At 60.0% G+C, this 12,456-nt stretch carries 11 protein-coding genes; all 11 read right to left on the bottom strand.

Annotated elements, in window-relative coordinates:
* Positions 1-14 precede the first annotated feature (14 nt).
* Positions 15-1,109 (bottom strand): alpha/beta fold hydrolase, encoded by a 1,095-nt coding sequence (locus tag LOY36_RS16705; RefSeq protein WP_258668927.1) that lies wholly within the window; start codon positions 1,107-1,109, stop codon positions 15-17.
* A gap of 163 nt (positions 1,110-1,272) precedes the next feature.
* Positions 1,273-2,838, bottom strand: a complete 1,566-nt coding sequence (locus LOY36_RS16700) for an amino acid permease (RefSeq protein WP_258668926.1) — start codon at positions 2,836-2,838, stop codon at positions 1,273-1,275.
* A 143-nt stretch (positions 2,839-2,981) separates the two neighbouring features.
* Positions 2,982-4,142 carry an iron-containing alcohol dehydrogenase gene (locus LOY36_RS16695; protein ID WP_258668925.1) on the bottom strand — a complete coding sequence of 387 codons (1,161 nt, stop codon included), beginning with the start codon at positions 4,140-4,142 and terminating at the stop codon, positions 2,982-2,984.
* Positions 4,143-4,145: 3 nt separating this feature from the next.
* Positions 4,146-5,537: an aldehyde dehydrogenase family protein gene (locus LOY36_RS16690; RefSeq protein ID WP_258668924.1), complete on the bottom strand. Its 1,392-nt coding sequence runs from the start codon at positions 5,535-5,537 to the stop codon at positions 4,146-4,148.
* Positions 5,538-5,544: 7 nt separating this feature from the next.
* A complete protein-coding gene (locus LOY36_RS16685; RefSeq protein ID WP_258668923.1) occupies positions 5,545-6,918 on the bottom strand; it encodes a glutamine synthetase family protein in 1,374 nt (457 codons plus the stop codon).
* A gap of 434 nt (positions 6,919-7,352) precedes the next feature.
* On the bottom strand, positions 7,353-7,715 hold the full coding sequence (locus LOY36_RS16680; RefSeq protein ID WP_258668922.1) for a DUF6124 family protein: 363 nt from the start codon (positions 7,713-7,715) through the stop codon (positions 7,353-7,355).
* A gap of 437 nt (positions 7,716-8,152) precedes the next feature.
* Positions 8,153-9,829, bottom strand: a complete 1,677-nt coding sequence (locus tag LOY36_RS16675) for an MFS transporter (protein WP_258668921.1) — start codon at positions 9,827-9,829, stop codon at positions 8,153-8,155.
* Between the two features lie 225 nt (positions 9,830-10,054).
* Complete coding sequence (locus tag LOY36_RS16670) at positions 10,055-10,435, bottom strand: RidA family protein (RefSeq protein ID WP_258668919.1); 381 nt, start codon at positions 10,433-10,435, stop codon at positions 10,055-10,057.
* A 170-nt stretch (positions 10,436-10,605) separates the two neighbouring features.
* Entirely contained in the window at positions 10,606-10,932 is a 327-nt protein-coding gene (locus LOY36_RS16665) for a hypothetical protein (RefSeq protein WP_258668917.1), read from the bottom strand.
* Between the two features lie 64 nt (positions 10,933-10,996).
* Complete coding sequence (locus LOY36_RS16660; protein ID WP_018930089.1) at positions 10,997-11,296, bottom strand: hypothetical protein; 300 nt, start codon at positions 11,294-11,296, stop codon at positions 10,997-10,999.
* Positions 11,297-11,352: 56 nt separating this feature from the next.
* A complete protein-coding gene (locus tag LOY36_RS16655; RefSeq protein ID WP_258668916.1) occupies positions 11,353-12,426 on the bottom strand; it encodes a LacI family DNA-binding transcriptional regulator in 1,074 nt (357 codons plus the stop codon).
* Between the last annotated feature and the right edge of the window lie 30 nt (positions 12,427-12,456).

The following is a 12,456-nucleotide window of genomic DNA, read 5'->3' as shown; positions in this document are numbered from 1 at the left end:
CGCCGTGCTCGTAGTCAATCCAGATGTTTCTCTGCAAGGAATTTCGAAACCAGATCCGCGATCTCGACGTTGTTGAGGTCCGAGAACGGGAAGTGGCTATTGCCCTTGATCCCGATCTCCGGCAAATGGATGAGCGTTACGTCACCGCCATGGCGATTCACCGTATCGCGCCACAGGCGTGCCATCTCGAGCCGGGCGCGCCAGCTGTCTTGTGCCGGTAAACGAACCGGTTTGGCGGGGATGTTGTCGCCATAGAAGATGACGATGGGGATGCGGGTCAGCGCTTCGAACTGCGTCGTCGATACGACATGGGCGATGAGTGTGTCGAACGCGCTGGGAATCGGCGCGGGAACCTCTCCCTCTGGAAACACGAAGCTGCTGCCCGGTTCGAACGCCACGATGGCCCGCACGTTATGGCTCTTGATCGCCGTCAGCCAACCGGGCCCGCCACCTTGCGAGTGGGTGAACAGGATGGCGGGGCCGGTTTTATCCAGCAGGGCAGATACGCCATCGGACACGACCTCAATGTCGTAGGGGCCGGTGTTGGGCGTCATCGAACGGAAGAATTGCTCCTGCGCTTCCTGCCCATGCGGAAACTGGCTGCCCTCGAAAGTGTCGGGCCACAGACCGATGCGGAACTGGTTGAACCACATCTGCTCGTCGGCAACCGGTTTGATTGTCGTTTCAACCAGGCTGCGGCCCGCATCGCCACGCCGTGGCTGGTCGATCAGATACGTTGCGAAGCGGCGACGCAGAAAGATGTTCTGGAACCCTTCACGTCCATCGGCCGTGGTCTCCCAAGACTTCGCGGACTGTCCGGCGCCGTGCCACATGACAATTGGCAGCGGGCGAGCGTCAACCGGGACCTGGTAGAACGCATACACATGGTCGCCGTGATAACTCTGGCCGTCGGGTTTCATGGGGTGGTAGGGATCGAAAACGCCCGGCTGAGCGATCAGCCCACCGCCGGCAATCAGGCTTCCCTGATCCTTGATGACCAGCGGGCTGCGATCATCCGCACCAGCGACCGCACCGGTGCACAGAGCGAAACAAAGGGTGCCCGCCCGAGCTGCTGCGGGCATGCATTTGCGGAGGATGTCTGGGGTCATGGATGGCTCTCGATTTGAAATCGCAGAGCAGCAACTTACCCTTGGGCTATTGATTGATAAATGGTGCTAATCGTATAGGACTGATATCAAAATCACATAAGTGTGGTGTGTACCAAAAAAAAGCGAGGTGCTCAGCACCCCGCTTTTTTTGGGGCTGTCGGGCTCAGCTCCCAGCCTGTTTATTCAACGCCTCCTCAGCCGCGGCGATTTCTGCCTGGCGCTTGATGATCATCTCGCCCACGGGCGGGCCCTGGAAGCGTCGTTTTTCGAAGCTGAACCAGATGATTGCCGTCAGAATCAGAAAACCGATGGTGATGTACAACGCCCAATCGTTCGGCGGCTGGATGCCGATGACGAAGATCAGCACCATTGAGAGGACCGAGAGGATGGCGAACAACGAGTACAGCGCGCGCCCCATATTCCACGGTCCCATGTGCGGCCACTTCGAGGTCCCGTAGGTAAACAGGCCCAGCACGATGGGAATGATGAACGAGAAGAACAGGAAGATCACCGTGCAGGAAACCACGATCGTGTACACCGGTGTTTCTCCGATCGACACCAGCGACGATCCCCAGACGAACAGCACCGCAAGGGTGGCACCGGTCCAGATCGCCGCCACCGGGCTGCGATGGCTCGGCGAGACCGTGGCCAGTGCTTTGGAGAAGGGCAGGCCGCCGTCGCGGGAGAACGCGAAGATCATGCGTGAGACCGAGGTCACGGTCGCCAGCCCGCAGAGGAACTGCGAGATGAAAATCGCCACGTAAAGCGCCATTTTGATCGCCGGGTTCACCTGGGTGTCCATCGCCCAGAAGAACACATTCCAACCCTGCTTCGCCGCTTCATCCATGTTCGGCAACATCAGTACAAACGAGCAGAGCATGATCCAGCCGAACAGCAACGACCAGGCCACCGACGAGACCATCCCGATCGGCACCGACACGGCCGCCTTGTGGGTCTCTTCAGACGTATGAGCGGAGGCGTCATAGCCGGTGATGGTGTAGATCGGCAAGAGCAGGCCGAGCATGAAAATCCAGCCGTTCGACACCTGTGGCCAGACAGCGCCGCCGGCCGCGCCGGAGTAGTTGCTGAAAGTCACCAACCGGACGAATTCATAGCTGGGGGCGGCGATCAGGCAGACGATGGTCAACGCGGTTGCCGTGGCAAAGATCAGATAGCCCGAGAAGTCGGTGAGCTTGGCGGTCAGGCCGATGCCGAAGTGATTACACAAGGCCTGGATGCCGGTCAGGATCGCCAGGAAAACGATCCGTGTGGGGATCGTGTCTTGCATGCCCAGGGCCGGTCCGAAGGCGCCGAAAAAGAAGTAATAAGTGCCGACGTTGATCGCACCGAGCACCGTGATCAGCCCCAACAGATTGAACCAGGCCGTCAACCAGCCGGTGAAGCGGTTACCGAGAATCGAGCCCCAGTGATAGAGGCCGCCGGCGGTGGGGTAGGCCGAGGAAATCTGCGCCATGGCCAAGGCGAAAACCCCGGAGATCAGGCAGCCCAGTGGCCAGCCGATACCGATGGCCGCGCCGCCTGCACCCGAGGTGCCCTGTGCCAGCGAGTTGATGCCACCCGAGAGGATGCAGATGATCGAAAAGGAAATGGCGAAGTTGGAGAAAACACCCATGCGTCGCGAGAGTTGCTGGGCATAGCCCATGCTGTGCAACACCTTGAGGTCGTCGTCTTGTGGCGCAGTGGCGCCGGGTTGGCTTACAGGACTCATAATGTGTGCCTTGTCAGGTTTGATACACATCCATCCGCGTAGTGCGTTGCCGAATGGGACTGTCTTCAACCCCCTGTCGTACTGCTCCTGCGTCTAATGGATAAAACCAATCCATGCCCCGTGGCCATAGATGGACGACCGTTCTAAAGACGGCCGTGATAAGCCGCTTCGAATATTTCTGCCGCGCCATTTCGTGTCAATGGCAGCGGATTACCGCCGGCGCAGGGGTCGACAATCGCCATGTCGGCAATCAGGTCGGCTTGCTGATCATCCACCCCCAGCTCCACCAGCGTATGCGGCACGCCAATGTCCTTGCGCAGCTTGAGGACAAAGGCCATAAAGCTGTCGAAGCCCGGGGAGGGCAGGCGCAGGTACGCCGCCAGACGGGTGATGCGCTCCTCGATGGCCGGGCGATTGAACTTCAGTACATAGGGCATGAAGGTGGCATTGGTCATGCCGTGGTGGGTGTCGTACAGGGCGCCCACCGGATGCGAGAGGGCGTGCATTCCTCCCAGGCCTTTCTGGAACGCGGTGGCGCCCATCGCCGCAGCCGCGAGCATTTGCGCGCGCGCGTCGAGGTCGGAAGGGGTGTGTACCGCCCGCACCAGGGCATTGGCCACCAGGCGCATGCCTTCCACCGCGATACCTTCGGCCATGGGATGAAAACCGGGGGCGCAGTACGATTCCAGGCAATGGGAAAACGCGTCCATGCCGGTGCCGGCGGTGACCTTGGCCGGCATGCCGACGGTGAGGGCGGGGTCGCTGATGACTACACGCGGCATCATCTTCGGGTGGAAAATGATGCGTTTGGTGTGTGTGCGCTCGTCGATGATCACCGCCGCACGACCCACTTCGGAACCAGTGCCCGCAGTGGTCGGCACCGCGATGATCGGGGCGATGCTGCTTTCGTCGGCGCGTGTCCAGTAGTCGCCGATGTCTTCGAAATCCCACACCGGTCGGGTCTGGCCGCTCATGAACGCGATGAGCTTGCCCATGTCCAGGCCACTGCCACCGCCGAACGCCACCATGCCGTCATGGTTGCCGTCGCGCCAGGCGTCGAGCCCACCCGCGAGGTTAGCTTCAACCGGATTGGGTTTGAGGTCGCAGAACAGCGCGACACCGAAGCCGGCGGCGCGCAAGGATTCCAGCGCCGCTGTGGTGATCGGCGCACGTGCCAGGCCGCTGTCGGTGACCAGCAACGGTCGCTGGATACCTTGGCTGCGACAGACCTCGGCCAGCTCGGCGATGCGGCCGACACCGAAGCGGATGCTCGTGGGGTAGTTCCAGTTCGCGGTCAGGCTCATGGCTCAGATCTCGTGGCGCAAGTGGAAGGATTTGGCTCGGGTCAGGTGCTCATAGCCCAGGCGCGACAGCGTTACGCCGCGCCCGCTGTTCTTCACCCCGGTCCAGGCCAGGGCCGGGTCCAGGTAATCGCAGCGGTTCATGAACACGGTGCCGGTGGCGATCTCGTTGCCGATGCGTTCGGCGGCGGTCAGGTCTTGCGTCCAGATCGAGGCGCTGAGCCCGAACTCGCTGTCGTTCATCAAGGCGATGGCTTCGTCGTCGCTGGCCACCGGCATGATGCCCACCACCGGGCCGAAGCTTTCCTCGCGCATCACCGCCATTTGATGGGTGACGTCCACCAACACCTGCGGCGCGAGGTAGGCGCTGCCCGGCGTGTCGGCGGCAAAGTCCTTTGGATCGATCAGCGCCCTGGCCCCGTGTGCCAGCGCATCGGCGATCTGCTTGCGAACGAACTCTGCGGCGCTCGGTGTGACCAGCGGCCCGAGGGTGGTGGCTTCGTCCAGCGGGTTGCCCAGCACGTATTGGCGGGTCAGGGCAGCGAAGCGCTCGACAAAGGCCGGGTAGATTTTTTCATCGACATAAATACGTTCGACGGCGCAGCAGCTCTGCCCGGAGTTGAAGAAGCTGCCGTCCACCAGGTTTTCCACCGCATGCTCAAGGTTTGCGTCTGCACGGACATAGGCCGGGTCTTTGCCGCCAAGCTCCAGCCCCACGCCGAGGAAACCTCCAACGGCTGCGTGTTCCATGGCCTCGCCGCCGCTGACAGAACCGGTGAAGTTTACCTGCTGCACCCGTCCAGAGGTAATGATCGCCGCCGCATAGACATGACTGAGCAGCAGGTTATGGAACAGCCCTTCGGGCAGCTGGGCGCGACGAAAGGCTTCGGCGAAACGCTCCCCGACCAGCAGCGTTTGCGTGGCGTGTTTGAGGATCACGCTGTTGCCCGCCATCAGCGCCGGGATGATCGTATTCACCGCCGTCAGGTAGGGGTAATTCCATGGTGCGACGACCAGTACCGTACCCAGCGGCTCGCGTTTGATATAGCGCTGAAAACCCGCGACAGGCGCGGGTTCCAACGCTGCCAACGCTTCAGGCGCAATGGCAATCATGTGCCGGGCACGTTCTTCGAAGCCGCGCAGCTCACCGGCACCGAAGCGTACCGGGCGACCCATTTGCCAGGCCAGTTCCGGCACGATCTCATCCTTCATCGCCAGCATCGCGTCCACGGCAGCGCTGCAAAACGCGGCGCGTTCGCTCAGTGGTCGGCGTTTCCATTGCGCCTGGGCGGTTTCGGCCGCCGTCAGGGCTTGCTCGATCTGTACCGCATCGGCACGGCGGCGTTCGGCATAGACCCGGCCATCGACCGGGGAGATGAGTTGAACGGTCTCAGTCATGGCGTGCTCAATAGCGCTCGAAGCCGCGCTGCAGTTCCCAGTCGGTTATCCGCCGGTCGTACTCTTTCTGCTCCCATTCGGCGGTGTGTACGTAGTGGTCGATCACTTCATCGCCGAACGCCTCGCGCAACATGCTCGACGCCTTGAGGGCGGCGCAGGCCTCGCGCAGGGTCTTCGACACTTCAGGCAAATGCTCATCGACGTAGGCATCGCCCTCGAACGGCGGTGCGAGTTCAAGCTTCTCGTCGATACCGGCCAGGCCTGCGGCGATCAACGCGGCGAAGGCCAGATAGGGGTTTAGGTCGGCACCGCCGATGCGGCATTCGATGCGGATGGCCTTGCTGCCTTCGGCGCACAACCGAAAGCCTGCGGTGCGATTGTCCCGGCTCCAGACCGCCCGCGTCGGCGCGAAGGTGCCGGCCTGAAAGCGCTTGTACGAATTGATGTAGGGCGCAAGAAAACAGGTGACGTCGTTGGCGTATTTGAGCTGCCCGGCCACCCACGAGCGCATCAGCTTCGACATGCCGAATTCGGCCTTGGGATCGAAGAACAGCGACTTCTTGCCGTTCTTGTCCCACAGCGAATTGTGGATATGGCTGCTGGAACCGGCGGCGTCATAGCGCCACTTGGCCATGAACGTGATCGCCTTGCCTTGCAGTTGCGCGATCTCTTTGCAGGCGTGCTTGATGATGACGTGGTGGTCGGCCATGGTCATGGCGTCGGCATAACGGATGTTGATCTCTTCCTGGCCCGGCCCCCATTCGCCCTTGGAGTTTTCCACGGGAATACCGGATGCCTGCAGGTGTTTGCGAATCGCCCGCAGCACCGGTTCTTCGCGGGTGGTCTGTAGGATGTTGTAATCCTCAATGTAATGGCCGGCGGTCTTCGGCTGGTGATAGTTGCGCTCGTGGATCGCCTCATAGCTCTCATCGAACAGATAGAACTCCAGCTCAGAGGCAAACATGCCGGTATAGCCGCGCTCGCGCAGGCGCTCGACCTGTTTTTTCAGGATCGCTCGCGGGCTGTGGGGCAGGTCTTTTCTATGGTGATGATCGAGCACATCGCAGAGCACCAGCGCCGTGCATTCCAGCCATGGCACGCGACGCAAGGTGGACATATCGGGTTTGAGCACAAAGTCGCCATAGCCTTTGCTCCAACTGGCAGCGGCGTATCCCGGCACCGGCTCCATGTCGATGTCGTCGGCCAGCAGGTAATTGCAGCAGTGGGTTTCTTCGTGGCCGCTGTCGATGAAAAATTCGACCTGGAAACGCTTGCCGACCAATCGCCCCTGCATATCGACCATGCACACCAGCACGGTATCGATCTCGCCGGCGGCAGCGGCGCGTTTAAGTGCTTCGAAACTGAGAAGGGGCTCGGTCATCGCGTCAGTCCTGCATGAATGATCTGGACCTGTCTGAAATAGCTGTTGCAGACGCTCTCCAGAAAAAACCAAAACCTGCAGACGCGAGCATCGTGAGCAATGAGCTGTTGAAAGCTTAGCCTACTGGTGGTGTGCGCAAGTTTTGGTGAGCGGGGCTTGATGATTCATGCTGTTCACTTAGGCAATTTCAGTCGCGACGCGTTCTTTGTAGCAGCTGCCGAAGGCTGCGTTTGGCTGTAGCAGCTGTCGAGCTTGCGAGGCTGCGTTCGGCTGCGAAGCAGTCGTCAAACCAGACATTTCGGTACGTCAGGCAGGCCGCGTCTGCCGGATTCACGACTGCTGCGCAGCCGAACGCAGGCTTCGCCAGCTGCTACAGATCGCTTCCCCAATCTGGTGTGGCGAGGAGCAAATCCCCTCGCCACCGGTTGCGTTAGTTATTCCTTCGGTTCGACGTGATCCAGTGCCTGGTTCACCGCCAGTTCACCGAGCATGACCACTTGCGCAATGCCCAGCAGGGTTTTGCGATGTGAGGTCTCCAGCAGCGCCGCGAAATTGTTGAGCATTTCGGTGGCCGAGCCGAGTGTTTCACTGGCGTTGGCCAGCAGGGCTTCGGTGTTGTACTTCGGGTTGGCCAAGTACATGGGTTCGGGTTCGTTGGTGGAGGCCATGATCTGAGCGGCCGGGTTGAGGTAGTGGTCGAGGGCACGCTCGGCGGCTTCGTGGAATTTTTTTGAGTCGGGGGATTCGTAGGGGGACGTTGGGTCTGTGACCGGCGGATTGGGCGTAGGTTTGAACATGGATGAAACTCCTGATACGAGTTTATTTAAATGGGAGCCATCACGTTCGCTACCAAACGAATTAGGGTGATGGCCATACGCGGGTTGGTAGACCGGTCGTATCAGGAACCCGGCGCCCTCGAAAGGGCCCCGCGCATGGCCACCATAATAGGTGACGCCGTGCGCCGTGATACGAACGGGCTACCAAACCCGATCACTGTTTTTCAGTGACCGGGAAACGATAAAACCCGAGCCCAAAGCGCACAAGCCGGCGGATTCTGGCGTAGTCGTAGGCAACGACGCAAGGCGTTGTAGCCTTGATGAAGTAACACCGGGTGTCTTTAAACAGGCAGCTTAAACACCGTCGGTGTAGGCGGTGATTCGCCCCGTCAGAAACGGACTGACGGGGCGTTTTTATTGCGTGGGGTGCAAATCCATCGCTGCTCGACCCTGAACGCTTACGTGTGATGAATCTCCCGATCCTTGGTTTCCGGCAGGAAGAAAGTGCCGAGAATGGCCGTCATCACGGCGATGACGATCGGGTACCACAGCCCGTAGTAGATATCACCCGTGGCCGCGACCATGGCGAACGCCACCGTGGGCAGAAAGCCGCCGAACCAGCCATTGCCGATGTGGTAGGGCAGCGACATCGAGGTGTAGCGGATGCGCGCCGGGAATAGCTCCACCAGCCAGGCAGCGATCGGGCCGTAGACCATGGTCACGTAGATCACCAGGATGGTCAGGAGCAGCAGCACCATCGGGTAGTTGGTCTTGGCCGGGTCGGCCTTCTCGGGGTAGCCGGCGTCCTTGAGGGCGGTGCCGAGGGTGGCGACGAAGGCATCATTGTGGGTCTTGAAGTCAGCGGCCGGCATGCCGGTGCCTTCGAAACTCGGGATGACCTTGTCACCGATGCGCACCTGCGCGACGGCGCCAGGCGCGGCTTTCTCGTTTTTGTAGGGGATGGCCTTCTTCGCCAGCACAGTCTTGGCGAGGTCACAGGAACTGGTGAATTTGGCCTTGCCCACCGGGTCGAACTGGAACGAGCACTGGCCGGGATCGGCGACCACCGTGACCGGATTCTTCGCCTGCGCGGCAAACACGTCGGGGTTACCGAACTCGGTCAACGCATGGAAGATCGGGAAGTAGGTCACGGCTGCGAGGATGCACCCGGCCATGATGATGCCCTTGCGGCCGATGCGGTCGGACAGGCTGCCGAACAGGATGAAGAACGGCGTGCCGATCAGCAGCGAGCCGGCAATCAAAAAGTTGGCGGTCTGCGGGTCAATCTTCAGCGTCTGCAGCAGGAAGAACAGCGCGTAGAACTGCCCGGTGTACCAGACGACGGCCTGGCCAGCCGTGCCGCCGAGCAAAGCCATGATCACAATCTTGAGGTTGTCCCAGCGGGCGAAGGATTCGGTCAGCGGTGCCTTGGAAGACTTGCCTTCTTCTTTCATCTTCTTGAACACCGGCGACTCGGCGAGTTGCAAGCGAATGTAGACCGAGACGATCAGCAGCAGGATCGACACCAGGAAGGGAATCCGCCAGCCCCAGGCCTCGAAGGCTTCGGTGCCGAGGAGGGTGCGGCAGGCGAGGATCACCAGCAACGACAGAAACAGGCCGAGGGTCGCGGTGGTCTGGATCCACGAAGTGAAGTAGCCACGCTTGCCTTTGGGCGCATGCTCGGCCACGTAAGTCGCCGCGCCACCATACTCACCACCCAGGGCCAGACCTTGCATCAGGCGCAGGCTGATCAGGATGACCGGTGCCGCCACGCCGATGGTCTCGTAGCCGGGCAGAAAACCCACGACGGCGGTGGAGACACCCATGATCACAATGGTGATGAGAAAGGTGTGCTTGCGCCCGATCATGTCGCCCAGTCGGCCGAACACGATGGCGCCGAAGGGCCGCACGGCGAAACCCGCGGCGAACGCGAGCAGCGCAAAGATGAAGGAGGTTGTTTCATTGACGCCCGCGAAGAAGTGCTTGGCGATGATCGCCGCGAGGGAGCCGTAAAGATAGAAGTCATACCACTCGAACACGGTGCCCAGGGACGAGGCGAAAATAACCTTGCGTTCCTCCTTGGTGATCCCTCGGTTGGGCGTGCTGCCCGTGGCTGTAGTGTCAATCGCGGCCATGAGTCTTCTCCGTCTTGCTCTTGTTGAAGGCCGGAGTACCTCATCAATTTTGCCGCACCCAGGCCCTAGGGCTGATGTCGTCGGATTACCAATTGCACGAATAATGGAAACAGGCTGACGGCCTCGCATTGCTGCATGGTTTCTTGAAGCATAATCGGCTTCGCGCAGATATCCACTCGCCAACGTGCCCGGCGATGGCCACTCCCACCGGGCACGTTCGCGGATTTAGCCCTTGGCCGCCATCGCGGTGACTTCCACGCGCATGCCTTCGACCGCCAACGCGGCCACGCCAACAGCGGCGCGAACCGGCCAGGGTTTGGCGAAGAAACGCTTGTAGACCTCGTTGAACGCGGCGCGGTCGGCCATGTCGGTGAGGTAGATAGTCAGATGCAGCACCCGGTCCATGGAACTGCCGGCGTTCTCCAGCGCGACCTTGAGCGCCTGCAGAGTGCACTCGCTTTGCAGGGTGATGTCGCCCAGCTCCAGGCTGCCGTCGGCGCGGGTAGGAATTTGAGTGGAGACCAGCAGGCCGCCGAAACCGGCGACGTCGGAGGAGATGGATTCCGCGTCGGGATCGGGGAGGAACGTGATGTCGTGGTTTGCCATGGGGATCTCTTGTTTGTGGGGGTGAAGGGGCGCCGGGGTATTCAATGATGCAGCGCCTTTTTTGCGCGGCCAGTTTACAGCCTCATCGTTGGGCCGTTAGTGAATCAGCTCGAAAACTCGGAAGGCAAGCAGGCGGGTGCTCCCTACGGCATGCCTGCCGCCCAACGTAGTTAGCTGGGCGAAGTGATTTTCAATGTCGCAATAACATCTTTTGGTTTGCGCTTATAACAGCGAACCATGTGATCACAGTAATCGCCGACCGTGTAAATGGTCAGGTTGCCAGAACTTATAGTCTTGAACGTCTCTCTGTCGCACACATCAAGAATGTCACCTTCAATTGCATCATATTCATTTCTCCTGAATAGACCGGAAGAACGGGTGGCTTTCAAATCTTCCCCAAATACGTCTTCTTCATTAAGAAGTTCCACGGAAATGTTGAAGAGACTCGCAATTCTCTGTAAGGCAAATTTACGAACGATTTCATCTGAGTCGCTCATGATGCACGCTCATCTTATTGCTTCAATAAACACGGTCGCCTGGTAAATAGCGCATGGCTCCAAGTCATGCTCCACGAGTGTTTAAAATTATAAATAGTGAAAGTGCTAATACAAAAATAGCTGTGACTGTGGCATAGCAAAGACCAAAGCCGATTTTGATGAGGCGTATTTCATCTGCCAGGGCTTTATAGCCGATAAAACCTCCAAGCAATGCAGAGGTGGCGATTCCGATGACTAGAATGTAGTAGGTCTTATAGGTGGGTGCAAATGCCGGGATGACAACTGCATACGATCCGCTTATCAGGGTGGTGAATATGATAATAATTTTTATTGCCGAAATAATGCTGTTTTTTGTCATGCTCATTTTTTGTTTTTCTCCTGACAAAGCACCTCGGAATGTTCTAGGCCTGCTGCCGACCACTAAACACTTTCAGCCACATCAATCTGCAACGAAAGCATGAACTTCGCTGCGCTGTCCGACGCTGGATCTATCACGGCATTCACCATGGCCCTGACCGCCATTTGCGCCAGCGCCTCGACAGGGTGTGACAGCACGGCTTGAACGATGCCGTCACGCAGGGCTGCCCGGGTGATGGGGGTCAGGTCGTGGCACACCACGACGGGTAGCGCGATGTGCTGGGCTTTCAGTTCGCGCAAGGCGTTGATGACCCCCTCGATACCGCCACCTGCCACATACAGGCCGACAAGGTCGGGTTGGCTGGTGAGCAGGTCGAGCGTGCCGGCATAGGCGAATTCCTCGTCCTCCAGAGTCAGGCGCGTAGCCAGCAATTCCCAGTCCTGGGGTTGTTCCGACAGGAAGGAGCGAAAACTCATTTCACACAGTTCCTGGCACTGAAAGCGCTGGGTGCCGACCATCACGGCCACTGGCCCCGGTTGCGCTGCCAAGTGCTTGATGAACCAGCCGGCGGTGCGGCCCATGGCACGGTTGTCGACGCCGACATAACCGGCGCCGGCCGAGGCGCTCAGCTCGGACACCAGGGCGACCACAGGAATACCGGCCGCTCGCAATTGCGCCATGGCCTCGCGCACGGCCGGATGGTCGGCGGCCACCACGCCCAGGGCATCGACTTCGCCCTGCAACTTGAGGATGCGTTCTGCGGTGGCGGCCGGGGCCAGGTCGTCGATGTAGTGGATCATCACCCGAACCTGGGCCCGCACACTGGCCGTCGCCGCCTCGGCCAGGGCCTTGGCCAGCCCTTGATAAAACGCCACTCCACGCTTTTGCAGCAGAAACCCCAAGCGCACGGTCGGGCGCTGCTGCAGCACTCGTTGTTCGATCACATTACGCCCGTAGAAGCCCAGTCGGGCGGCGGCCTCGGCAATGCGTTGCGCGGTATCGGCGCGCACATTGGCCCGCAGATTCATCACCCGGTCCACGGTGGACAGGCTCACCCCGGCGGCCAAGGCCACGTCTTCCATGGTTGCACGACGACCGAGCGGGTTGCCGGCTTCTGACAAAGAATGTTCTGACATGAAATGAAAGCCTATCTGAAACTTTTGACG

The sequence above is a fragment of the Pseudomonas sp. B21-019 genome, from assembly GCF_024749225.1.
Taxonomy (GTDB): domain Bacteria; phylum Pseudomonadota; class Gammaproteobacteria; order Pseudomonadales; family Pseudomonadaceae; genus Aquipseudomonas.
Note: the sequence above shows the minus strand (reverse complement) of the source record. Positions and strands in the feature narration are given on the sequence as shown.